Origin of the sequence: Neobacillus sp. DY30 (assembly GCF_030123065.1) — a bacterium.
GTDB lineage: Bacteria > Bacillota > Bacilli > Bacillales > Cytobacillaceae > Neobacillus.
Map to the genome: position 1 here is coordinate 1,742,134 of NZ_CP126093.1, position 24,580 is coordinate 1,766,713.

The 24,580-nt window shown below is 37.0% G+C and carries 25 protein-coding genes; 23 read left to right on the forward strand and 2 right to left on the reverse strand.

Annotation, left to right across the window (positions count from 1 at the left end):
- Nucleotides 1–22 precede the first annotated feature (22 nt).
- A complete protein-coding gene (locus QNH29_RS08620; RefSeq protein WP_349654894.1) occupies nucleotides 23–1,240 on the reverse strand; it encodes a nucleotidyltransferase in 1,218 nt (405 codons plus the stop codon).
- A gap of 260 nt (nucleotides 1,241–1,500) precedes the next feature.
- Here QNH29_RS08620 and QNH29_RS08625 point away from each other — a divergent pair, with 260 nt between their 5' ends.
- From QNH29_RS08625 to QNH29_RS08640, 4 genes are all read left to right on the forward strand, one after another.
- Nucleotides 1,501–2,031, forward strand: a complete 531-nt coding sequence (locus tag QNH29_RS08625; protein ID WP_283864394.1) for a YceD family protein — start codon at nucleotides 1,501–1,503, stop codon at nucleotides 2,029–2,031.
- An 82-nt stretch (nucleotides 2,032–2,113) separates the two neighbouring features.
- A complete protein-coding gene (gene rpmF / locus QNH29_RS08630; RefSeq protein WP_045515396.1) occupies nucleotides 2,114–2,287 on the forward strand; it encodes a 50S ribosomal protein L32 in 174 nt (57 codons plus the stop codon).
- 107 nt (nucleotides 2,288–2,394) lie between these two features.
- Nucleotides 2,395–3,159 carry an enoyl-CoA hydratase/isomerase family protein gene (locus QNH29_RS08635; protein WP_283864395.1) on the forward strand — a complete coding sequence of 255 codons (765 nt, stop codon included), beginning with the start codon at nucleotides 2,395–2,397 and terminating at the stop codon, nucleotides 3,157–3,159.
- Nucleotides 3,160–3,240: 81 nt separating this feature from the next.
- The gene (locus QNH29_RS08640; protein WP_283864396.1) at nucleotides 3,241–3,864 is read left to right on the forward strand and encodes an RsfA family transcriptional regulator; all 624 of its coding nucleotides are present in this window, start codon (nucleotides 3,241–3,243) and stop codon (nucleotides 3,862–3,864) included.
- Between the two features lie 32 nt (nucleotides 3,865–3,896).
- Here the strand turns inward: QNH29_RS08640 and QNH29_RS08645 are convergent, their stop codons facing one another.
- The gene (locus QNH29_RS08645) at nucleotides 3,897–4,376 is read right to left on the reverse strand and encodes an N-acetyltransferase (RefSeq protein ID WP_283864397.1); all 480 of its coding nucleotides are present in this window, start codon (nucleotides 4,374–4,376) and stop codon (nucleotides 3,897–3,899) included.
- A 241-nt stretch (nucleotides 4,377–4,617) separates the two neighbouring features.
- Between QNH29_RS08645 and QNH29_RS08650 the strand changes: the two genes are divergently transcribed.
- From QNH29_RS08650 to QNH29_RS08740, 19 genes are all read left to right on the forward strand, one after another.
- Nucleotides 4,618–5,523: a 2-dehydropantoate 2-reductase gene (locus tag QNH29_RS08650; protein WP_283864398.1), complete on the forward strand. Its 906-nt coding sequence runs from the start codon at nucleotides 4,618–4,620 to the stop codon at nucleotides 5,521–5,523.
- On the forward strand, nucleotides 5,520–5,912 hold the full coding sequence (locus tag QNH29_RS08655; RefSeq protein ID WP_283864399.1) for a DUF3397 domain-containing protein: 393 nt from the start codon (nucleotides 5,520–5,522) through the stop codon (nucleotides 5,910–5,912). Before QNH29_RS08650 ends, QNH29_RS08655 begins: the two co-directional genes overlap by 4 nt.
- A gap of 79 nt (nucleotides 5,913–5,991) precedes the next feature.
- The gene (gene bshC, locus QNH29_RS08660) at nucleotides 5,992–7,626 is read left to right on the forward strand and encodes a bacillithiol biosynthesis cysteine-adding enzyme BshC (RefSeq protein WP_283864400.1); all 1,635 of its coding nucleotides are present in this window, start codon (nucleotides 5,992–5,994) and stop codon (nucleotides 7,624–7,626) included.
- 184 nt (nucleotides 7,627–7,810) lie between these two features.
- Nucleotides 7,811–8,242 carry a division/cell wall cluster transcriptional repressor MraZ gene (gene mraZ / locus QNH29_RS08665; RefSeq protein WP_283864401.1) on the forward strand — a complete coding sequence of 144 codons (432 nt, stop codon included), beginning with the start codon at nucleotides 7,811–7,813 and terminating at the stop codon, nucleotides 8,240–8,242.
- A gap of 65 nt (nucleotides 8,243–8,307) precedes the next feature.
- Nucleotides 8,308–9,240 carry a 16S rRNA (cytosine(1402)-N(4))-methyltransferase RsmH gene (gene rsmH / locus QNH29_RS08670; protein ID WP_283865566.1) on the forward strand — a complete coding sequence of 311 codons (933 nt, stop codon included), beginning with the start codon at nucleotides 8,308–8,310 and terminating at the stop codon, nucleotides 9,238–9,240.
- A gap of 36 nt (nucleotides 9,241–9,276) precedes the next feature.
- Complete coding sequence (ftsL, locus tag QNH29_RS08675) at nucleotides 9,277–9,636, forward strand: cell division protein FtsL (protein WP_283864402.1); 360 nt, start codon at nucleotides 9,277–9,279, stop codon at nucleotides 9,634–9,636.
- On the forward strand, nucleotides 9,633–11,864 hold the full coding sequence (locus QNH29_RS08680; RefSeq protein ID WP_283864403.1) for a penicillin-binding protein: 2,232 nt from the start codon (nucleotides 9,633–9,635) through the stop codon (nucleotides 11,862–11,864). The genes ftsL and QNH29_RS08680 overlap by 4 nt, the downstream gene beginning before the upstream one ends.
- A gap of 88 nt (nucleotides 11,865–11,952) precedes the next feature.
- A complete protein-coding gene (locus tag QNH29_RS08685; RefSeq protein WP_283864404.1) occupies nucleotides 11,953–13,872 on the forward strand; it encodes a stage V sporulation protein D in 1,920 nt (639 codons plus the stop codon).
- Between the two features lie 192 nt (nucleotides 13,873–14,064).
- Nucleotides 14,065–15,525: a UDP-N-acetylmuramoyl-L-alanyl-D-glutamate--2,6-diaminopimelate ligase gene (locus tag QNH29_RS08690; protein ID WP_283864405.1), complete on the forward strand. Its 1,461-nt coding sequence runs from the start codon at nucleotides 14,065–14,067 to the stop codon at nucleotides 15,523–15,525.
- Between the two features lie 2 nt (nucleotides 15,526–15,527).
- Nucleotides 15,528–15,983: a hypothetical protein gene (locus tag QNH29_RS08695; protein WP_283864406.1), complete on the forward strand. Its 456-nt coding sequence runs from the start codon at nucleotides 15,528–15,530 to the stop codon at nucleotides 15,981–15,983.
- 1 nt (nucleotide 15,984) lies between these two features.
- Nucleotides 15,985–16,959, forward strand: coding sequence for a phospho-N-acetylmuramoyl-pentapeptide-transferase (mraY, locus tag QNH29_RS08700; RefSeq protein WP_283864407.1), 975 nt, complete (start codon nucleotides 15,985–15,987; stop codon nucleotides 16,957–16,959).
- A complete protein-coding gene (murD, locus tag QNH29_RS08705) occupies nucleotides 16,960–18,312 on the forward strand; it encodes a UDP-N-acetylmuramoyl-L-alanine--D-glutamate ligase (RefSeq protein ID WP_283864408.1) in 1,353 nt (450 codons plus the stop codon).
- Between the two features lie 91 nt (nucleotides 18,313–18,403).
- On the forward strand, nucleotides 18,404–19,504 hold the full coding sequence (spoVE, locus tag QNH29_RS08710) for a stage V sporulation protein E (protein ID WP_283864409.1): 1,101 nt from the start codon (nucleotides 18,404–18,406) through the stop codon (nucleotides 19,502–19,504).
- Between the two features lie 153 nt (nucleotides 19,505–19,657).
- A complete protein-coding gene (murG, locus tag QNH29_RS08715) occupies nucleotides 19,658–20,761 on the forward strand; it encodes an undecaprenyldiphospho-muramoylpentapeptide beta-N-acetylglucosaminyltransferase (protein ID WP_283864410.1) in 1,104 nt (367 codons plus the stop codon).
- Nucleotides 20,762–20,824: 63 nt separating this feature from the next.
- Complete coding sequence (gene murB, locus QNH29_RS08720) at nucleotides 20,825–21,733, forward strand: UDP-N-acetylmuramate dehydrogenase (protein WP_283864411.1); 909 nt, start codon at nucleotides 20,825–20,827, stop codon at nucleotides 21,731–21,733.
- Between the two features lie 190 nt (nucleotides 21,734–21,923).
- Nucleotides 21,924–22,724: a cell division protein FtsQ/DivIB gene (locus QNH29_RS08725; protein WP_283864412.1), complete on the forward strand. Its 801-nt coding sequence runs from the start codon at nucleotides 21,924–21,926 to the stop codon at nucleotides 22,722–22,724.
- On the forward strand, nucleotides 22,705–23,412 hold the full coding sequence (locus tag QNH29_RS08730) for a DUF881 domain-containing protein (RefSeq protein WP_283865567.1): 708 nt from the start codon (nucleotides 22,705–22,707) through the stop codon (nucleotides 23,410–23,412). The genes QNH29_RS08725 and QNH29_RS08730 overlap by 20 nt, the downstream gene beginning before the upstream one ends.
- A 55-nt stretch (nucleotides 23,413–23,467) precedes the next feature.
- Nucleotides 23,468–24,205 (forward strand): DUF881 domain-containing protein, encoded by a 738-nt coding sequence (locus QNH29_RS08735; protein ID WP_283864413.1) that lies wholly within the window; start codon nucleotides 23,468–23,470, stop codon nucleotides 24,203–24,205.
- Nucleotides 24,205–24,567 carry a small basic family protein gene (locus QNH29_RS08740; protein WP_283864414.1) on the forward strand — a complete coding sequence of 121 codons (363 nt, stop codon included), beginning with the start codon at nucleotides 24,205–24,207 and terminating at the stop codon, nucleotides 24,565–24,567. The genes QNH29_RS08735 and QNH29_RS08740 overlap by 1 nt, the downstream gene beginning before the upstream one ends.
- Nucleotides 24,568–24,580: the final 13 nt, after the last annotated feature.

Below are 24,580 nucleotides of genomic sequence, written 5' to 3' on the forward strand. Positions count from 1 at the left end.
TGCCTGCGTGGCACCATCTTCTTTAGTCTATATAAATAGGCGGTTGTTTATATTCCTGGTGTAATAGGCTATTACTAGCTTGGTTTGCTATCCCAAAGGAATAAACCCGTGAAGCTTTAACATCTAATAAGATATCTTTTTCCTTATAAGCTGATAGTTTAGCAACGAGTGGAAGAGCAAATTGAGACTTATATTTGTTCAAGTACTCTTTTCCATTTCTTGTCATACCTAACAGTCGTAAATAAGAAGCAGCCTCTGCTGTGCTTTTCATATCAATCTTTTTTGTATTGGTTAATATATGAACACATATTCTTTGCAGCCTTGTCCAAGTATAGCGTTTTGTTTTTATCTTCTGCATAAATTCCTTGAAATTCGTGGAATCAAGTGCCGCAGCTATTAGACGATGCTCTATTCCTTCTTCCACCTCATAAAATTCACTCAACTCTTCCGAACTCGTATGTATCAAGCGGTAGCGTAAATAGCTCCAGTAATTTTCCCACTGGTGCAATTGTCCGTATTCAGTTAAATATTCTTTCAAAAGCGTGCTCGTTGCTTCTGGAACATATTGTTGAATTGAACTTCTTTTTTCTTTATTCATAAACAATGCTTTCCTTATGCTCGTCGCACTAGCAATGGTCTCAGTGGCAAAGTGTTCATCATGGTAATCAGCATTTTTCCTTTTTACTGTAAGAGGAATGATTGAACTTTTTTGTTGAATGATTGATTTGACATAATGATAACCAAGGATATTATTCGGTTTATCTAGACTCAATAAATTTTCAGGGCTTGACAATGATTGAAAAGACAACGATAATGCTCTAGGGTAGCTAACACCTGTTTTTATATTCATTTTAATCTTTTCTTCAAAACGCTCTTTATGTGTTTCCAAATAGTCTGCTGTTTGCAAGAAGGATGAAATATCTCCGCTTTCACTGCCAAAGCACAGTGAATGGCATCCAATTGCGTCTAAAATAGATATGGCACCATTTGCAAAAGTTTCTGCTTTTTGTGTTGCAAATCGGTAAGGTAGTTCTAGTACAATATCAACACCATTTAGCAGAGCCATTTTTGTACGATACCATTTAGAAACTAGAGCAGGTTCACCACGTTGAAGGAAATTACCACTCATAACGGCTATAGCTATGTCAGCATCGGCTATTTCCTTCGCTGCTTGCAGATGGTAGGCATGACCATTATGAAAAGGGTTATACTCAACTATTACACCAACAGCTTTCATCATAAACGTTCTCCTTATATGTTAGAAAATCATCCTAATATTTATAGTAATGGTATTATAGCAAATATTGCCATGATAAGATAATGGAATAGGAAATCGAAGCAGCTGGATTGTAATCTGTTTTATCTGGGTAAACTAATATGAAGGTATTGTTTTTAGAAGAATATAAAACGAAAAATATGCATTTTTAGGTGTAAAGAAAAAACATTGACAAAAATTTAATCGAAGGCTATAATTACCTTTGTTGCCTTGGGGTGATTCAATTGAAATGGACATTAAGCCAATTACAAAAATATCGAAACAAGGATTTTCTGATTGATGATATTATTCGAGTTGATGAAATTATTCAAACGGATCCGTCGATTCGTGAAGTATCTCCGATGCATATTACTGGTCGGGGTGATATTGATTCAACGAAAGTAACATTTCATTTGAAAATAGAAGGTTTTTTAATCCTGCCTTGTTCTCGAACTTTAGTGGATGTAAAACTTCCGATTAATGTCGAAACAACTGAAACTTTCCTCTTACAAGGTTCAGTTTATGAAACTGAAGAGGAAGTTTATCAAGTAAAAGGGGAAGTAATTGATCTGATGCCAGTCATTAGAGAAATTCTTTTACTAGAGGTTCCAATGCAGGTGTTCTGTGAAGATGGCGAGTCTGAGGGTGCTGCACCACAATCCGGTAAGGACTGGGAAGTACTGAGTGATGAAGAAGATCAATCGAAAAAGATTGATCCGAGACTAGCAGATCTTGCAAAGTTTTTTGACAAAAACAATTCTTCTTCCGAATCATAATCAGCAAAACAAGAAGCAAAGTGAAGAACCAGCAATCCTGGCCTTCATTACTTTCTTAATACTCTTTAAGGAGGTGGGAAGAATGGCTGTACCTTTTAGAAGGACTTCTAAAACTGTAAAAAGAAAACGTCGTACACATTTTAAATTAAACGTACCTGGTATGGTAAGTTGCCCAAACTGTGGTGAAATGAAACTTGCTCACCGCGTATGTAAAGCTTGCGGTACTTACAAAGGAAAAGACGTTGTTAACGACTAATTTCCATTAGGATAAAAAGCACAAGGAGCAGTATGCCCTTGTGCTTTTGTCGTTTTCAAAGAAATTCTACATACAAACAATATTACAGGATAAAGGGGGATATCTGTTTGTCATTCACTATTGAAAAACGTGAAAAGGGTTATTTATTATTCACGATTGCCAGAAGCGAAAAAAGAAATGCGATTAATTATGATGTAATGCAGGGATTAACAGAGGTTATTTCTTTAGCACATGATCCAACAATTAAGGCGCTGGTTATAATGGGCGAAGGGAATCAGGCTTTTTGTTCAGGGGGAGATTTATCTGTTTTTCATCTGCTTAAGACAAAGGAGGAAGCATATGAAATGCTTTCAGAAATGTCTCACATTCTTTATAAAATGATGACACTAACAAAGCCAACGATTGCCCTTTTAAATGGAACAGCTATCGGCGGCGGGTGTGAACTGGCTATTGCTTGTGATTTTCGTTTAGCGAGAGAAGGGGTAAAAGCAGGCTTTGTTCAAGGTAAACAAGCTATTACCACTGGCTGGGGCGGGGGGACGATTTTAGCGGAGAAACTACCAGCAGCACATAGTATGAAACTTTTAATGGATGCAGAAATTCAAACAGTTGAGAATTTAAAAGAAACTGGCTTTATCGATCATATTTATTCGAATGATGACATCACTGCATGTGAGACCTTTATGGAGAAGCTTTTAGCAGTTGAATTAAGTGTATTAGAATCATATAAAATGATGTGGATTTCCAAGTGGGAAGAAAACAAGCTAAGAGAAAGAATAGAAAAAGAAGTAAGGAATTGCAGTGTCCTATGGGAAAGTGACTCCCATCATAAGTATGTCCAAAACTTTATTAGTAAAAAAATAAAGAAATAAGAATAAAGACAATCTGTTAGCAGTCTATCTTTTCTAGTAGATGCATATGTATGAATAAAAACACTAGGAGGGATTTGACTTATGTCACCAACTCGCCAAGATGCATGGTCCCAAGATGAAGATTTATTACTTGCTGAAGTTGTATTAAGGCATATTCGAGAAGGCGGGACACAGCTGCAAGCATTTGAGGAAGTTGGAAAACAGCTTTCTAGAACGTCTGCGGCATGCGGATTTAGATGGAACTCATTTGTAAGAAAGCAATATAAATCTGGAATTGAATTGGCTAAAAAACAAAGAAAAGAATTAAAAAAACAAAGTATTCCGACGGATCAAGAAATAACAAACGAGATTGTTGCAGAAGAAACGCCATCCTCAGCTGCGGCTAGAAGTGAAGGGATAACCTTTCAAGCGGTTGTTCGCTATCTGGAAAATCTCCAAAAGCAGGCGGCAGCTGCCTCAAGCATAGAGGAATCGAGAGATAAGTCTATCCAGAAAATAAAAGAGCTTGAAAAAAAATCCTATTCGCTTGCAGCTGAAAATGAAAGATTAGCGAAAAATTTAAAAGCAATTGAAGAGGATTATCGCTCTTTAATTGAAATTATGGAAAGAGCACGAAAAATGGTTGTCTTACAAGAAGAAGATAGACAGCAAAAAGTTAAATTTCAAATGGATAAGAACGGAAACCTCGAAAGAGTGGAAAAATAGTAAAAAGCGGACATGATGTCCGCTTTTTACGTTTATTCATTATGTTGTTGTGCTTCTACACCTTCTGGATACCAAACAAGTGGATTTTCGCCTCGGTCACGCTCCATATCGTATTCAACATTTTTAAATTCCATATGCTCCCAAAAGCTTCTTGATTGTACTCTTGGGTTTGTTTTAATTGGCAGACCGAAACCTTTAGCAAACTCAACCAGTTTTTTTCCATAACCCTTGCCCTGATAATCAGGAAGTACCTCAAGTTTCCATAATTCTAAATAATTTTGCGGAGGATAGAAATAACGATCAAACTTAGCGCCAATTTGATATAGACTCATTCGAGCTACTAGTTTGTCTCCGAAATAGATTCCGTAAAAAGGAGAGTCAATATCATTATCAATCATATTTGCTTCCAAGTCCTCAATCATGGAGAGTTCTTGAATTCCATATTCTTTAAATTTTTTAAATTCTTCTAGTGTTTTAAAATTAATTTTCAGTTTTTCAACATTCATCACCATTTATAAGCCCCCCTAGAATGATTCGCATATTAACTGTATATTCAATTTATAGCTGAATAATGTAAAAGTAAATGTAATAATAATTATTCAACATGAACTAATATCATTATATAACAAAGATACAAAAAATTCTTTATATATTCCTGGAAAGCGGTTTATTTCTTTTTAATGATAAACGTACAAACTAGGTGCAGCATCTGATAAAATATATAATAAAAAAGACAATAAATGGGTGGATATTATGAAGATTGGCATAATAGGTGCTGGTTCTATTGGGTTATTATTTGCAGCGTACCTAAGTAAGGCTTTTTCGGTCACACTTTATACCAAAACTAGCGAACAAGCAGAAATCATTAGTCAAAACGGGATATACCTACAAGAAGGTTCTGCACGCAGCAAATTTAGTGTAAGCGCTAAACCAATTTCCCAATGGGAAGGCGAAGAAGGATTATCCATTATTGCTGTAAAACAATATCAACTTCACTCAATAATAAAACAGATATGTAAATTGGAGTTCATTCCTCAGAATCTACTATTTTTACAAAACGGAATGAGTCATTTAAAATTACTAAATACTATTCCAGCAGCAAATATTTTTGTTGGATCGGTTGAACATGGGGCCAGTAAGGTTAATAGTAATACTGTTTCTCATAATGGTAAAGGGGACATTAATGTTGCTCTTTTTAAAGGCAGTTTGCAAATTATAAAGGAGTTTACTGTTCCTTGTGGTTCTATTAATTTCCCGATTAGCCTGAAAGACGATTATTATAATATGCTTCTAAATAAATTAATTGCTAATGCTGTCATTAATCCATTAACCGCAATTCTTCAAGTCAAAAATGGCGAATTAATTGTAAACTCTTTCTATTTTTCTGCAGTGAAAAAACTATTTTTAGAAATCTCCTATATACTAAACCTTGAAGATCCTATTAAAAGATTTAGAGATGTCGTGAGAATTTGTAAAAAAACAGGGAATAACCAGTCGTCAATGCTGAAAGACTTGGAGGCAGGGAGAAGGACTGAAATTGATGCCATTCTCGGATTTTTAATAGAGGAAGCTCAGATACAGCAAAAAACTGCACCGAACATTGAAAGCTATTATAATTTAATTAAAGGGATAGAAAAGGACCGGAGGGGAGCTCATTGAATTCATTCATCTCATCAATTATAACCATTTTCTTAACAGTACCACTTCTCGGTTTCTTCATCATTTACGTATTAAGTAAGCTGATAACAAAGAATACTCGAAGGTCATTTCATAAAGCGTTGGATTACTCAACGATTCTTTTTATAGTCGCCGTCCATTTTTTGTTACTAACCATTTGGGACAAGTCATTTTTTGGTCTAATCCTGCTAATCCTCCTTGTCATAGCGATGATTTTCGTGGTATTACATTGGAAGATAAAAGGAGAAATTATAATTAACAAGGTTTTTAAAGGGTTTTGGCGATTTAATTTTCTTATTTTCTTTCTAGCTTATATATCCCTGACTGTTTTTGGCATACTGCGGAGTGCGTTAACTTTTACATTTTCTTAAGCAAAGATTTTTTTTATTATGGTGGATAATGCTATACTCATATGGAATGAATATGGTTGATCAGAAAGGAAGTACTTAAATGGAGATTTTAAATCTCTCATTGTCAGCAACGAATCGATTTGCTTCAAATTATTTAGAGCAATCCTCTGAAATTATGCCTTTTTTCCATTATCGGTTTAATGACTTTGCCGAAGATCGGAAAAGGTTAGACGAATTAAGCAATCGAGACTTTCCTCGGGAAAAAGTAGCTGGTCACATAGAGAAATTTATGGAACGTTTTCCAACATCAGAAGCAGTGAAAAATTCACTTGCAAAACTAAAACAATTAAATAGTGTAGTTGTTATTGGTGGTCAACAAGCAGGTATCCTAACAGGACCTCTTTATTCGATACATAAAATAATCTCAATTATTAAATTAGCGGAGGAAAAAGAGAGGCAGCTTGGTGTTCCAGTCATACCTATATTTTGGATAGCTGGGGAAGATCATGATTTTCATGAGGTAAATCATGTCTTTATGCCTGTAGAGCATCAAGTTGACAAATGGGCTTACCCTGAAAAAGTTAAACAAAAGGTCATGGTCTCTGATATCACTCTTAACAAAGACGTTTGCCGAGAGTGGGTCATTAATTTAATTGAAAACTTCGGTGAGACCAATCATACAAAGAAGCTAATCAACTTTGCAGAAGAAACATTGCGTAATTCTTCAACGTTTGTAGATTTCTTTGCTAACATTGTAATGGAGCTCTTTAAGGATTATGGATTATTAATTGTAGATTCAGGTGACCGTAATTTTCGTCTCTTGCAAACAGAGCAATTTTCTCGACAAATTGAGCAGCACAATGAAATTACCAATTACTTACTTGAACAGCAAACTACGATAAGGAAACAGGGGTTTCCTATCACAATCGACTCACATGATAAAGCTGCTAATTTGTTTTATTACAATCCAAAATCAAATGAGCGAATACTGCTTGAATTTGATTCAGAAAAAAATATTTTTGTGGGGAAAAGTGGGGTGGTTTCCTTTACAAAAGAAGAACTAATTGAAATTGCCTATCAGGACCCGGCGAAACTTAGTAATAATGTGGTGACGCGGCCGTTGATGCAAGAATGGCTGTTCCCAACGCTGGCATTTATTGCAGGACCTGGAGAAATTTCTTATTGGGCTGAATTGAAGCTCGTTTTTGAGCATTTTAAAATAAAAATGCCTCCAATTGTTCCGAGGTTAAACATTACCTTAGTGGAGAGAGCGGTTGAAAGTGATATTCATGAGTTAAACTTAGAACTATCCAAGATATTGAGCAGGGGAACGGTGGAGGAAAGAGACCTATACCTCGAGTCGATTAAGGATAAAGAAGTTTCTGAGCTATTTTCTAACCTCAAATCACTGTTAGAAAAGCAGTATGAATTAATTGAAATGAAAACCAATCAGCTTGATAGAAGTTTGCTTCCGCTTGTAAAGAAAAATGAAGCTTATATCTTAAAGCAGGTTGGATTTATGGAGACGAAGCTTGAGGATTCTGTAAAGTCTAAGTTTAATGTGACTCTTAGTAAGTTTAATCGTATTGATTTATCGTTGCGTCCTGATGGATTTCCGCAAGAACGAGTATGGAACATTTTCTATTATTTGAATCAGTATGGAACAAGTTTTATTAAAGAATTGATGGAACTAGAGTTTGTATTTGATGGAAAGCATAAGGTTATAAAACTTTAAAGGGACTTCACTTATGGTGAAGTTTCTTCTTTTTGAGGAACTTCAACGGGCTGAGGTTTCTTTTTTTATGGAAATTTATTGCCTAAAAAAGGATTTTGGGAAGCGAGAGAAGAATAATTAAAAAATAGGTGGAGGAAAGTGGGGGATTGTGGTACATTTTATATAGAAAGTGGGGGTACCGGGTATGTTTATGGGTGAATACCATCATAGCATTGATAATAAGGGCCGGATGATAGTGCCTTCCAAATTCCGCGAAGAGCTTGGAGAAATGTTTATCATCACACGCGGTTTGGATCAATGTTTGTTTGGTTACCCATTATCAGAGTGGGCGCTTATTGAAGAAAAATTAAAAGGTCTGCCACTCACAAAAAAAGACGCCCGTGCATTTACCCGATTCTTCTTTTCTGGTGCAACAGAAAGCGAACTTGATAAACAGGGAAGAATTAATATTCCAGCACCATTACTTCAGTATGCAAAACTAGAAAAAGAATGTGTAGTTTTAGGAGTATCCAATCGAATAGAAATTTGGAGCAAACAGATTTGGGAAGACTATTTCACAGAATCTGAAGAATCTTTTGCCGAAATTGCAGAAAATATGATTGGTTTTGATATATAATGGACAAGTTATTCTATTATAACTATAACTCATATTTTTTGTTCGATTGGAAAAGGTGATTAATGATGTTTGAACATACAACCGTATTACTAGATGAAGCTGTTAATGGATTAAATATTAAACCTGACGGCATTTATGTTGATTGTACATTAGGCGGAGCTGGTCACAGTTCGCTGATACTATCGAAACTTACTGAAAACGGAAAATTGTTTGCCTTCGATCAAGACGAAGTAGCAATTAAAAATGCAAAAGAAAAATTGTCACTCTATGGTGAGCAGCTAACAATAATCAAAAGTAATTTCTTATATCTTAAGGAAGAACTTGAAAAGCTGGGGATTGAAAAAGTTGATGGAGTTCTGTATGACCTGGGTGTTTCCTCCCCACAATTAGACACTCCAGAAAGAGGGTTCAGTTATCACCATGATGCACCGCTGGACATGAGGATGGACAATGACGCTGATATTTCAGCTTATGATGTGATTAACCATTGGTCTTACGAGGATTTAGTCAGGATCTTTTTTCGCTATGGAGAAGAGAAATTCTCTAAGCAAATTGCCCGAAAAATAGAGGCGAAAAGAGAAATTAAGCCAATTGAAACCACCTTTGAGCTGGTTGAACTTATTAAGGAAGGGATTCCTGCTCCAGCAAGAAGAAAGGGCGGACATCCGGCTAAGAGGATATTTCAAGCAGTGAGAATTGCTGTTAATGATGAATTAGCAGTTTTTGAAAAGTCTTTGCAAAAAGCAATTGATATCCTTAACCCGGAAGGAAGAATCAGTGTAATAACTTTCCATTCATTAGAAGACAGAATATGTAAAGCCACTTTTAAAAAGGCAAGTGAAACACCGGATTTACCGCATGGCTTGCCTGTGATTCCTGAAGAATTTAAGCCTATTTTAAAGTTAATTACTAGAAAACCTATTCTTCCTTCAGAAGAAGAATTAGAACATAATAATCGAGCCCGATCTGCAAAATTGCGGATTGCCGAAAAACTTTAAACATAAATAAAAAAATAACTATGTGGAGGGGAAAGAATGAGTAATCTTGCCAGGAAATTTCAGCAACAACAGCATGTAGAACGGACAGTACAGGAACATAGTATTGTAAAAACAAAAAAGCACTGGCTTACACCTGGAGAGAAAATAATCGGAATCGTATTTACAGGGTTAGTTTGTTTTGGTGCCGTCAATCTCATCTCGAATCAAGCGGAAATTTACCAGGTAAACAGGGAAATTCAGGAGATCCAAACCTCCATAAATGAGGTTGAAAAGGTAAACAGTGACTTGCAGGTGCAAGTTAGTGAACTTAGCACCTATGAACGAATTTGGGAAAAAGCAAAAGAAATGGGACTTGTTCTAAACGAAAATAACGTCAAGGTTGTGCACGAGAAATGAACAAGAAACAGCCATATATGAATGTTGGGGCAGCCGGTTTGTTTGCGTTATTCGGCCTGCTCTTTTTTATATTGCTTTTTAGATATTTTTCTATTCAAATTACAGGGGAGGTCGGTTCACAGCCTCTAGCAGCAAAAGCCCAGCAAAAATACAGCAGAACTGGGAATTTAGAGGCGGTCAGAGGTGTCATCTTTGATCAGAAAGGAGAAGTAATTTCTGAGGATACAACCTCTTATACATTAATTGCCATTCTGGATAAAAAGATGACGACAAACCCTAAAAAGCCAAACCATGTGATGGATCCCGAGAAAACAGCAAGGGAACTAGCAAAAATTATTAAAATGAAAGAATCGGAGATTTATAAAATTTTAACCAAAGATCAATTTCAGGTTGAATTTGGGAAAGCGGGTAGAGACATATCCCATCAAACAAAAAAAGAAATTGAAGCCCTTAAGCTGCCGGGAATAACATTTAAACGCGATTCAAAAAGGTTTTATCCGAATGGAATTTTTGCTTCTCACCTTGTTGGTTATGCTGACAGAATCGAAGAAAAGGACGGAACCTACAGCTATGTTGGCAAAATGGGGATCGAAAAAACGTTAGACAAAGAGTTAACAGGCAAGGATGGTAAAATTGATTACGAGAGTGATTTATGGGGGTATCTACTGCCAGACGGAGAACAGAAGGTTTCCCCAGCACAAAATGGAAATGATGTCTATTTAACAATCGATAAAAAGATTCAAACCTTTTTGGAAGACGCCATGAACAAAGTAGTAGATGAATATAACCCTAAGAAAATCATTGCTATTGTCGCTGACCCTAAAACAGGAAACATCCTAGCCATGGGGCAGAGACCTTCCTTTCATCCGAAAACAAAGGAAGGGATTGATAACAGCTGGCATAATGAAGCAATAGAAACTTCTTTCGAACCTGGTTCAACGATGAAGATTTTCACACTTGCAGCGGCAATTGAAGAAAATAAATTTGATCCGAATGAATTGTTTCAGTCTGGTTCTTATAAAGTAACATCGAAAGATAAGCCGATACATGATCATAAAAGGTCCGGCTGGGGAACCATTTCCTACCTAGAGGGAGTTCAGCGCTCTTCGAATGTTGCGTTTGCAAAACTGGCAAATGAAAAATTAGGCTTTGATAAGTTCCGGGAATATTTAACTAAATTTGGTTTTGATAGCCCAACTGGGATTGATTTGCCTGCGGAAACCACAGGGAAAATCCAATATAATTGGCCGGTTGAAAAAGCAACCACTGCATATGGACAGGGGACTGCTATTACACCCATTCAGCAAATTCAAGCGATGACTGCAATTGCTAATAATGGAAAAATGATGAAGCCGCAAGTAATTGATAAAATTGTCAACCATGACACTGGTGAGGTAATTAGAGATGTGACACCTGAGGTTGTTTCGACGCCAATCTCCGCTGAAACCGCAAAGGAAGTACGTGATATTCTCGAGACGGTTGTGACAAATAAAGAAACGGGTACGGGGACTCGTTATCAGATTGATGGCTATAGTGTTGCTGGGAAAACAGGAACTGCAAGTATTCCTGATCCAAAGGGCGGCTACTTAGATGGGCAGGAAGATTATATTTTTTCATTCTTAGGTATGGCGCCAAAAGATAATCCGAAGTTAATTGTATATGTTGCTGTTCAACAGCCTGAGATTGATCACTATTCCCTGGGGTCAATACCAGTTTCTTTAGTCTTTAATCCTGTAATGAAAAATAGTCTACAGTATTTAAATATACAGCCTTCCCAGCAAGAAAAAGCGTCAACTACGAAATTAGCCGATTTAAAAGGTGAAGATGTGTCGAAAACAGTTAAACAACTTGAGGAAGCAGGTTTAGAAGTTGTTGTTTTAGGAAAAGGGGAGAAAATCACAAGGCAGCTTCCTGCAGCGGGTACAAACGTCCTTAAAGGTGAGAAAATAATTATCCAAAGTGATGGTAAATTGGCGGCGCCAAACATGACAGGATGGTCACTCAGAGACGTAATGAAGGTTGCCAAGGTATCGGGTATGAAGCTAAATTCTACAGGCAGCGGTTACGTTGTTAAGCAAAATATTAAAGAAGGGGCTGCGTTACGAAAGGGAGATTTCCTAATCGTAGATTTAAGATCGACAGAAGAAAAGCTAGAAATAGAAGCAAAGGAAGCCGGGGAAAACACCGAGGTATCTGAGGGAGGATTAGAGGATCTCCCAAAGGAATAATAGTTTAGAACAGTAACCGCAGACGTTCTATTCGATATAGTACAAGCATATAAATGAACGAGTAGGATAAAGGAGGCTCGTTCATTTTATGCGTGTTTCAAATGTAACTGTCCGTAAAAGGTTAATGATTGCAATGTTCGTAGGAATTCTAATCTTTTTAATCATTGATGTCCGACTTGGTTATGTGCAGTTTGTTTTAGGTGATAAATTGACCAGTCAGGCAAAGGGGTCATGGAGCAGAAATATTCCCTTTGAACCAGAGCGCGGCGAGATTATCGATCGTAATGGTGTGCCATTAGCCACAAATATTAGTGCTCCAACTGTTTATGTGGTACCAAGACAGGTTAAGGACCCGGCAACTACATCTGAAAAATTGGCAGCAGTATTAAATATTCCTAAAGAAAATGCTTACCGGCAGATTACTCAAGGCGAATCTATTGTGAGAATTAAAGAAGGAAGAAAAATTTCTCATGAAAAAGCGAAGGAAATCAGGGCATTGGGTCTTGAAGGAGTATATATAGGAGAAGATTCGAAAAGGCACTATCCGTTTGGAAGCTACCTTTCTCATGTACTAGGATTTTCTGGGGTGGACAACCAGGGATTAATGGGATTAGAGCTATATTACGACAAAGAGCTAAGTGGTGAAAGAGGCTCTGTTAAGTTTTATGCAAATGCTAAAGGAGAAAGAATGAATGATATGGCTGACGATTATGAGCAGCCAGTGGATGGACTTGATTTAAAGCTTACCATTGATACAAAAATACAAACGATTATTGAGAGGGAGCTTGATATTGCCGAGGCCACCTATAATCCCGATGGAATCATCGCAATTGCGATGGACCCGAATAATGGAAAAATTTTAGGAATGTCTAGTCGCCCAACCTTTGATCCAGCTGAATTTCGTAACGTTCCACAAGAGGTATACAACAGAAACCTGCCTGTATGGTCAAGTTATGAGCCAGGGTCAACCTTTAAAATTATCACTCTTGCTGCAGCTTTAGAGGAAGGGAAAGTTAATTTAGAAAAGGAACATTTTCATGACTCAGGTTCCGTAGAAGTTGCCGGGGCACGACTTAAATGCTGGAAAAGAGGAGGGCATGGCAGTCAATCCTTCCTTGAGGTTGTACAAAATTCATGTAACCCTGGTTTTGTAGAGTTGGGGCAGAGGTTAGGTAAAGATACTTTGTTTAAATATATAAAGAATTTTGGTTTTGGACAGAAGACAGGGATAGATCTAGCTGGTGAAGGCTCAGGGATTTTGTTTAATTTAGATCGAGTTGGTCCAGTTGAATTAGCCACTACAGCTTTTGGTCAGGGGGTATCGGTGACTCCAATCCAACAGGTTGCAGCAGTGGCAGCAGCCGTAAACGGGGGAACTCTCTATAAGCCCTATATCGCTCAAGAGTTAATAGATCCTGTTACGAAGGAAGTAGTGATGAGAAATACTCCTGTTGCGAAAAGAAAAGTAATTTCTGAAGAAACCTCTAAAGAAATCCGTCATGCGCTTGAGACAGTAGTCGCTCAAGGGTCTGGGTTCAGGGCATTTGTTGATTCTTATCGAATTGGCGGTAAAACAGGAACAGCTCAAAAAGCGCAAAACGGAAGATATTTAGAAAATAACTTTATCGTATCCTTTATGGGGTTTGCCCCAGCAGATGATCCACAAATCATTGTATATGTCGCTGTTGATAATCCGAAAGGCGGACTTATTTTCGGTGGAACCGTAGCTGCCCCAATTGTCGGAAGTATTATGAAAGATGGACTCATGGCATTGGGGGTTGAACCTCGTAAAGATCAAATTGAAAAAGAAATCAAATGGCCTGATAGGCCATTGATTACGCTTCCTGACCTAACGGGTTTAACCAAGTTAGAAATCACAGAACAACTGTTGGATCTTAAAATTGATGCAAGTGGTGAAGGTGATATAGTAGTAAGACAGTCACCTGAAGCAGGTTCAAAAGTCAAAGAAGGGTCAACTATTCGACTTTATTTTGATAAGGATGAATAAATAGTTACAAACATTAAAGTCAGGCGGCCGGAATGATTTCCGCCGCCTGTTCTTTTGAAAAAAATAAAATTTGAATCTTAATGATAAATAGCATTCTATTGTGTTTTGCTGTAAAATAAGGTGAATCTTTTATAAGATTAAACTTTTGTGAAAAAATGGTAATTTTCTAACGGCAAGAGAGGATTTGAGTATATGAAACTACATGCCTTACTTCAACATTTGCACCTTCTTGTTCCTTATCAAGGAACAAATCCAGAAATCACTTCGATTGAGAACGACAATCGAAAGGTGCAAGCGGGAAGTTTATTTATTTGTATCAAAGGGTATACGGTTGATGGTCATGATTTCGCAGAATCAGCAGTGAAAAATGGGGCAGTTGCTGTACTGGCTGAGCGTGCACTCCCACTATCAGTACCGGTAATAATTGTTAACGATACAACGCGGGCAATGGCAGTATTGGCTGATGCTTTTTATGAACATCCAACAAAAAAACTACACCTAATAGGTATAACAGGGACAAATGGTAAGACAACCACTAGCCATTTAATTGAAAAAATATTTTCTGATGTAAATCACTGCACGGGTTTAATTGGAACCATGTATACAAAAATTGGTAACCAGAAGTTTGAGACTAAAAATACAACACCTGAAAGTCTTGTCCTTCAAAAAGGTTTTCAACAAATGCTTAATGCAGGCGTTGATACAGCAATTATGGAGGTTTCATCGCATGCCTTACATATGGGAAGAGTCCATGGCTGTGACTACGATATAGCGGTATTTACAAACCTTACCCAAGATCATTTAGATTATCATAAAACTATGGAAGATTATATGCAGGCTAAGAGTTTATTATTTTCACAGCTTGGAAACACATTCGACGTTAATAAACCGAAATTTGCAATCTTAAATGCAGATGATCCTGCTTCAGATATGTATCGTAAATCAACAGCGGCAATTGTTTATACGTACGGAATTGATAATAATGCGGATTTCCAAGCAAGAAATATCCATATGACTTCTGCTGGGACTTCTTTTGAAATACTAATAAAAGAGAAGAGTTATTCCATTAACATACAATTAATTGGTAAGTTTAGTGTTTATAATGTTTTGGCTAGTATTGCAACTGCGTTTGTTTCAGGAATCCCGATGGAAAAAATTATCGAGTCAATTGAGAGTGTTAAAGGAGTAGACGGTAGATTTGAGTTAGTTAATGCAGGACAAAACTTCACCGTTATCGTAGATTATGCTCATACACCCGATAGTTTAGAAAATGTACTGAAAACAATACGCAGTTTTGCAGATAAGAAGATTTTTGTAATAGTGGGCTGTGGTGGAGACAGGGATAAAACGAAGAGACCATTAATGGCAGAGATTGCATGCCGATATGCTACAAACCCAATATTTACTTCAGATAACCCAAGGAGTGAGGATCCTTTAGCCATATTAAAAGATATGGAAGAAGGTGTCATAGGAGAAAATTACATCACAATTCCTGATAGAAAAGAAGCTATTGTAACGGCAATTAACCAAGCTTCTTCTGGTGATGTGATTTTAATTGCTGGTAAAGGTCACGAAACATACCAGATTATTGGCAGTAATGTTTATGATTTTGATGACCGGCTTGTTGCTCGGGAGGCTATCGAGGGGAGATAGAAATGTATTTAGCGTTTAATGATTTAGTAAGGTTATTCTCTAATATGAGGGGTATAAAAGAAGCGGATCATTTTTATTTTACGGTAACGGACGATGCCAATGCTGTGCAGACAAAAGGTTTATTCGTACCGTTAAATGAAGATTCAGGGGAACTGTTAGAGGCAATTGCCAATGGAGCGATTGCAGCCATATGGGATATAAAGAAACAGCTGCCAAAATACGCACCGAATCACTTTCCCATTTTTTTTACTGATAACCCAATTGAAGCTGTTAGAGAACTTTTACAATTTTACATTGAAAAAATGGATGGAGATAAAGCAGAGCAAATGAATATGACAAAATTCGTATTTTTGAATAGAAAACTTCTCAAAGAAAATAAAGAAACATATGATATAGCTGTAATGTTGGATAAGGTATCGAAGACATTTCCAAAACATGATTCCGAAAGGAGGGGATAAAATGCTGGAGCAAGTTATTTTTTTCACAATTTTAATGGGATTTTTGATTACAGTGCTGCTTTCTCCCATTTTTATTCCCTTCTTAAGAAGGTTGAAATTTGGACAAAGCATTCGTGAGGAAGGGCCAAAATCCCATCAAGTAAAAACAGGTACGCCAACGATGGGTGGAATTATGATTTTATTCTCGATCATCATTACCACACTGGTCATGACTGGGAAATTTTCTGAACCAACCGTTAAAACTTACTTACTTATCCTTGTGACTTTTGGATTTGGATTACTTGGGTTTTTAGATGATTTTATTAAAGTCGCTCTGAAGCGTAATCTAGGATTAACCTCTAGACAAAAGCTGTTAGGGCAAATAATCATTTCTGTTATTTTTTATCTGGTCTATAAACAAAATGGCTTTCCTACTGAAATTTCTGTTCCTGGAAGTAGTTTATCCATTGAACTTGGCTGGTTTTTTGTATTTTTCATTGTCTTTTGGCTGGTGGGTTTTTCGAATGCAGTCAATTTAACAGATGGATTAGACGGATTAGTTTCTGGTACGGCTGCGATTGCATTTGGTGCATATGCTGTCTTAGCCTGGAACCAATCACAGATAGAGGTTGCAATCTTTTCGGTGGCTGTTGCAGGTGCAGTTTTAGGTTTCCTCGTTTTTAATGCACACCCTGCAAAAGTGTTTATGGGTGATACAGGTTCGCTGGCGCTTGGTGGTGCGATAGCGACCATTGCTATTCTTACCAAGTTAGAGTTATTGTTAGTCATAATTGGCGGTGTATTTGTTATTGAAACGTTATCCGTTATTTTACAAGTCATCTCTTTTAAAACGACAGGTAAAAGGATTTTTCGAATGAGTCCGCTCCATCATCATTATGAGCTAATCGGCTGGTCAGAATGGAAGGTTGTTGTCACTTTTTGGAGTGTTGGATTAATATTCGCGATACTAGGTATCTATATTGAGGTGTGGTTATAATTGAAGCAGATAAATACGTATCTCCATAAAAAAATTCTTGTCCTTGGTTTAGCAAAAAGCGGGGTAACAGCTGCAACGCTCTTACATAAGCTTGGTGCGTTCGTAACCGTAAATGATAAAAAACCATTATCAGAAAATCCAGAGGCTCAAGGGTTATTAGAACAAGGTATTAAAGTGATTTGCGGTGAACATCCTGTAGAACTTCTTGATGAAGGTTTCGAACTTATTGTCAAAAATCCAGGTATTCCTTACCAAAACCCAATCATTGAAGGAGCAGTGGAGAAAGGGATTCCAGTATTAACAGAGGTCGAGCTTGCTTACCAAATATCAGAAGCTCCTTTCATTGGGATAACCGGAACAAATGGGAAAACAACTACGACAACACTTATTTATAAAATGTTGAATGAAGGCAAGAAGAACCCATTAATTGCGGGTAATATAGGAACCGTAGCCTCTGGAGTAGCGGAAGAAGCTGTTGCTGAAAATAATATTGTGATCGAATTATCTTCTTTTCAGTTAATGGGAATTCAAACGTTTAATCCAAAGATAGCCATTATAACAAATCTATATGATGCACATTTGGATTATCATGGCTCAAAAGAAGAGTATCACAAGGCTAAGGCGAATATTACTAAAAATCAGACTGAAGCAGAATATTTTATTTATAATGCAGAGCAGCAGGAAGTACGTGAAATTGCGGAACATTCTAAAGCGACTATTATTCCGTTCTCAACGAAGAGAATCCTGAGTGAAGGAGCCTATATTCGAGAGGGCTGGGTTTGTTTTAATGGAGAAAATGTTATGAAAGTGGCTGAAATTGCCCTTCCAGGTGTTCATAATCTTGAAAATATACTATCGGCAATAGCTGCAGCTAAATTGACAGGTGTTAGCAATGAAGCAATTCAGACTGTTCTTAGAACATTTACTGGGGTAAAACACAGACTTCAGTATGTGACAGAAATTGCTGACAGAAAGTTTTATAACGATTCAAAGGCCACGAATATTTTAGCGACGATAAATGCATTACAGGCATTCAAGGCTCCCATTATTCTATTAGCTGGGGGACTCGACCGTGGAAATGAATTTGATGAACTACTGCCATATTTGAAAAATGTAAAAGCATTAATTACCTTCGGTCAAACCTCTTCCAAAATTAACAGGGTTGGATCAGAAGCAGGAATAAAACAAATTAACAATGTCGATAATGTTGAAAAGGCCGTGCCGGTTGCATTTGAATTATCAGAACCAGGCGACGTTATTTTGTTATCTCCTGCATGTGCAAGCTGGGATCAATATAAAACTTTTGAAGTCAGGGGAGACATTTTTATCGAAGCGGTGCATAAGCTTAAGTAAGGGCAGCTTGTCCAACGAAAAGCGAAAGCTTCTATTCGCTTGAGCTGGACAACAACTGATGCCCTAAAACTTGCTACTCGAGGTGTTAGGTGTGCCGACAAAAAGAACAACTCCTGATTTTATATTATTAATTGTTACATTTACATTATTAGCAGTAGGACTTATTATGGTTTATAGTGCGAGTGCAGTCTGGGCGGAGTATAAATTCGATGACTCCTTCTTCTTCGCAAAAAGACAAACACTTTTTGCGGGAGTCGGGATTGCCGCCATGTTTTTTATTATGAACATTAATTATTGGACTTGGAGAGAGTGGTCAAAGGTCATATTAATAACCTGCTTTGTGTTACTTCTCTTAGTGCTCATTCCTGGGGTTGGAAATGTTAGAAATGGATCGCGAAGCTGGATTGGTGTCGGAGCATTTTCAATACAGCCATCAGAGTTTATGAAGCTCGCAATGATTGCCTTTTTAGCTAAATTTCTTTCTGAGAGGCAGAAATTAATCACTTCTTTTCGTCAAGGGCTGGTCCCTTCATTAGGTCTTGCTTTTGTAGCCTTTGCTCTAATTATGCTCCAGCCTGATCTAGGGACTGGAACAGTAATGATTGGAACGTGTGTGGTCATGATCTTTATTGCAGGAGCTCGTGTAGGACACTTTGCTTTATTAGGATTAGTAGGTTTGGCAGGCTTTGTGGGTTTGGTGGCTTCAGCACCATATAGAATGAAAAGGATCACTTCTTTTTTAGACCCTTGGCAGGACCCGTTAGGAAGTGGATTCCAAATTATCCAATCGCTTTATGCGATTGGTCCTGGTGGATTATTTGGTCTAGGTCTTGGCGAAAGCAGGCAAAAGTTTTTTTACTTACCTGAACCGCAGACAGATTTTATATTTGCGATTCTGTCTGAAGAACTAGGCTTTATTGGAGGATCCTTTATCATTCTTTTATTTGCCTTGTTATTATGGAGGGGAATACGTATTGCCCTTGGTGCTCCGGATTTATACGGCAGCTTTTTGGCGGTCGGTATTATATCAATGGTTGCCATACAAGTTATGATTAACATCGGCGTAGTTACTGGTTTAATGCCTGTTACCGGAATTACCCTGCCGTTTTTAAGTTATGGCGGTTCTTCTCTAACATTAATGTTAATGGCAATAGGTGTTCTCTTAAATATAAGCCGTTATTCTCGATACTAACATACCCTGTTCCTGAGCAGGGTCTTTTTATTTAATTCCTTGTTTTGTTTACAATTAGATAACATTCTTTTTTCAATCCTTAACTTCTGTTAATTTTATAGTAAGATAGGATAAGAAATTAGCGTAAAGCATTTTTTAGTTTGGGGTGGACATATGAAGATAGTAGTAAGCGGCGGTGGGACTGGGGGACATATTTATCCAGCTCTTGCTCTCATTAGGGAAATACAAAAAGAAAACAAAAATGCTGAGTTTTTATACATAGGAACAAAGAATGGGTTGGAAAGTACAATTGTTCCTCGTGAGAAGATACCATTTAAATCGATTCATATTACTGGATTCAAAAGAAAATTATCCTTAGATAATATTAAAACCGTTTTGAGATTTTTAAAAGGTGCCAGAGACAGTAAAAAAATGTTAAAAGAATTCAAACCTGATATTGTGATTGGAACTGGCGGTTATGTATGCGGTCCTGTTGTGTATGCTGCAGCAAAATTAAGGATTCCAACGATTGTCCATGAGCAGAATAGTGTACCAGGGCTGACAAATAAATTTTTAAGTCGGTATGTAGATAAGATTGCCATTTGTTTCGAGGAGGCAAAAGAATATTTTCCAAAGGATAAAGTGGTGTTTACTGGGAACCCGCGTGCATCGGAAGTGAATGGCAAAGATGGAATAAGAGGAAGATTATCAGCTGGATTGAGTACAACTATGCCGGCAGTATTAATTTTTGGCGGCAGCCGTGGTGCCAGACCTATAAATGATGCAGTTGTTAAGGCACTCTCGGAATTTGGTGAAAAGCCCTATCAAGTTCTGTATGTTACAGGTGATGTTCATTTTAAAGATGTGCAAAATGAAGTAGAACTTGTCGGGAATCCTAAAAATGTGGTCATTAAACCCTTTATTCATAACATGCCGGAGGTTTTATCGGGTATTGACTTGGTGGTCTCACGCGCAGGGGCAACAACCCTTGCGGAAATCACTTCATTAGGTATTCCAAGTATTCTTGTTCCAAGTCCGTATGTGACGAATAACCATCAAGAAAAAAATGCCCGATCACTCAGTGATCATGGTGCAGCAGAATTACTCTTAGAAAAAGACTTAAATAACAAAAGTCTCATACAGCAAATAGATAAAATATTGTTAGATAATGAGTACTTACAGACGATGAGGGCACGGGCGAAAAAATTAGGTGTACCTGACTCAGCCGGGCGATTATATAAACTAATGAAACAGCTTGTGCAAGAAAAACAAAAGTAGCCCAAACTCATTTTTTGCATAAACTGAAACTATACGTTTGTTTTGAAAGATAGGGTGATAGGAATGGACGGATTATTTACAGAAATTCAAGATTTAAATATTGGCAAGGTGAAGAGAAATGAACTGCTATCCCAGCATACGACCATGAAGATCGGAGGTCCTGCTGACATTTTTATTGAGCCATCTTCTTTGGAAAATATCCAAAAAGTAATGACTTTCCTTAAGGAGCGGCAAATCCCATGGAGGGCAATTGGCAGAGGGTCAAATTTACTTGTTTCTGATAAAGGGATGGAGGGTGTAGTAATTAAATTAGGTTCAGGATTAGATCATTTAACTATAAATGATTCTACAATTACAGTTGGTGGCGGTCATTCTTTAGTAAGCTTATCTACCATGATATCGAAAAAAGGGTTATCAGGACTTGAATTTGCCAGTGGTATCCCTGGGTCTGTCGGTGGAGCAGTATATATGAATGCAGGTGCACACGGTTCAGATATCAGTAAGATTTTAACCAAGGCGCACATACTATTTGAAGACGGCTCCATTGAATGGTTATCTAATAGTGAAATGGAGTTCACATATAGGACCTCCGTCCTTCAAAAGAAGCGTCCCGGAATTGTTTTAGAAGCAGAATTCCAACTGACAACAGGTGATAGGACTGCAATTGTTGCTCAAATGCAAAAAAACAAAGATTACCGTAAAGAGACGCAGCCATGGAACTTCCCGTGTGCAGGAAGCATTTTCCGAAATCCCCTTCCAAATTACGCAGGAAAACTTATAGAAGCTGCAGGACTAAAAGGTTTTCAAATGGGTGGTGCAAAAATATCTGAAATGCACGGGAATTTTATTGTGAATGCTGGTAATGCGACAGCTAAGGATGTTCTAGATTTAATTCAATATATAAAAGAGACGATAATGAATTTATATGGAATTAAAATGGAAACCGAGGTAGAAATTATTGGCCGCGAGTAAAAAGAAATAGTCGTACCAATTACAAATTTTGTGATATAATTACAAATTATAAATATGGGAAAAAACTGAGAAAATGAATGACGGCATGATTTTCGTGCCGTTGTTTTACTTTTAGTTAGAAAAAGCTGATAGTTTTTAATTGGTTTTCTTTTTGGACATGCAAAGCGTTATTCTTAATGGAGGGAAGTGTATGGATAAAGGTAAGATTGTCGCTCTTGAGGATCGAATTCCAAAGCTGAAAGAGCAAAGACGGCGTAAAGCTAACAAAAGGCTGATTATTCTCTTATTTTTGTTCTTTACTATGATTGCCGTTGTCGCATATGTACAGTCACCATTAAGTCATGTTAAAAAGATTACTATTATAGGAAATGAATTGTTGCCAACAGATGAGATTATTGAAATAACAAAACTATCAAAAACTACAAACATTTGGAGTGTAAAGAAAGATACAATTTCGTTAACTCTTGAAAAAATGAACGTTATTAAACAAGCAAAAGTGACCATAAAGTGGCCTAACACGGTATTAATTGAAATCGAAGAACGTAATAAAATTGCCTATTTAGCATCTGATGACTCCTATTACCCCGTCATGGAAAACGGAAAGGTTCTTAAGGATAGGAAATTTACTGAACTACCTGTAAATGCACCAATCCTCTTTAAATTTAAAGATGGTGCAGTTCTTAAAGAGATGGTTGCCTCACTCGATGAACTGCCTAATGAGGTTCTTAATGCTATCTCTGAAATTCACTATACTCCGAAAAAAACTGACCGATATCATATTTCTTTATATATGAATGATGGTTTTGAAGTAAGTGCTACTTTACGAAGCTTTTCGGAAAAAATGGAACATTATCCTTCAATCATAAGTCAATTAGATCCGACCATTAAGGGGGTTATCGATTTAGAGGTAGGTTCCTATTTTAAGGCCTTTGAATTGGAAGCGGACGAATCGGAGGAATTGGAAATTGAAGATGATAAAGGTGAAGGGTAAGCATGTTATTTTATCCCTAGTATGCCTTGTTCTTGGGTTTATGATTGCATTTTCCTATCATTATACTCAAAAAGAACTAGATAAAAAAAACACGAAATTATCCAGTGATCAATTTGACAAAACGATTAATCTTAGAAATCAACTTATTGAATTAGAAGAACTAAATCGTAAACTTCAAAAGGAATTAAACCAAAAGCAAGGTAAGGTTCAAGAGAACGAAAAAGATCTTTCAAAAGAAGCAGAAGCCTATTCCACCCTTGCTGAAGACGCCGAAAAATACCGAATGTTCCTAGGCAAGGTTAAGGTTAAGGGAAAAGGAGTAAGCGTTCAGCTTTCAGATGGTGCGTATGATCCTAATGAAGTTAATATAAATAACTATTTAGTACATGAACACCATGTATTTAAAGTTATTAATGAACTTTACATCTCAGGTGCAGCAGCGATTGCCATTAACGGTCAGAGATTAACTAGCCATTCCTATATTATTTGTAACGGACCCGTAATTACAGTTGATGGCATTCAACATCCAGCGCCATTTGTGATTACTGCAATTGGTGACCCAAAGGTATTAACTGCTGCCTTAAACCTTACTGGCGGTGTTAAAGACCAAATCGTTAATGATAATATTGTTTTTACATTAGAAGAAAAAAGCGAAATCATCCTAAATCCAATATTGGGACAGTCATAATAAATGTTGAATATGTCCACATGAAAAAATGAATATAAAAGGTAAGGTGAAAAGGGTGGACAAGCATAAAAAAAATTATAGCTTTATAGCTATCTCTGCAGTAATAGGTTTTATGATTGCCATCCAATTTCAAACAGTAAAAAAACCTGTTGAACGTGATACTCGTGATTTGTGGCAGCTTCGTGAGGCTATACTCCGAGAGAAAGAATTACAGTCTGGGTTATTAACTGAAATTCGATCAATTGAGGAAAAATTATTAGCCTATGAATCTAAGCAAAAACAGAGTAAAGAACAGGCATTACGTGATACCATTCAAGAGTTGAAAAATGAGGCAGGTATGACCAACGTTACAGCTCCAGGATTAATATTGGTCATTGAACCAATAATGGAGGAAATTCAAATTGGTGTAGAGATAACTAAGGCAGTGTCCCCTGAACTTCTAAAAAGATTATTAAATGAGTTGAATATGTACGACGCGAAATATGTATCGGTTGATGGACAGCGAATTATTAATACAACGGTCATTAGAGATATAAATAATGAAACAACAATTGATGGCCATGCATTATCAAGCTTACCGATTGAAGTTAAAATAGGCGTTGATAATATGGAAACTGCTGAAAAATTATACAATCAAATGAAGGTATCTAAGGCTGCGGAAGAATTCTTTATTGAAAACCTAAAATTAACTATAACGGAGCCAAATTCTGCAATTACGATTCCCGCATATGATAATCCTATCCGGATTCGATATTTAGAGCCGTTGAATACGAATGAAGGAGGGAATACCTAATGTGGCTTCCATTACTAGGTTTAATTGTCGGAATCCTTCTTGGTCTATTGACAGATATTAGGATTCCTGAGGAGTATTCAAATTATCTGTCGATTGCCGTTTTGGCAGCACTTGATACACTATTCGGCGGAATAAGGGCACACTTGCAGAATATTTACGATGAAAAAGTATTCGTTTCTGGATTCTTTTTTAATATTATACTTGCAGCAAGTTTAGCTTTTCTAGGCGTTCATCTTGGTGTAGACTTGTATTTAGCAGCCGTGTTTGCCTTTGGTGTCCGCTTATTTCAAAATATTGCAGTTATTAGGCGAATATTATTGACAAAATGGTCAAAGTCAAAAGAAAAGTTAGAAAAAAATTGATTTTTTTAAAGGG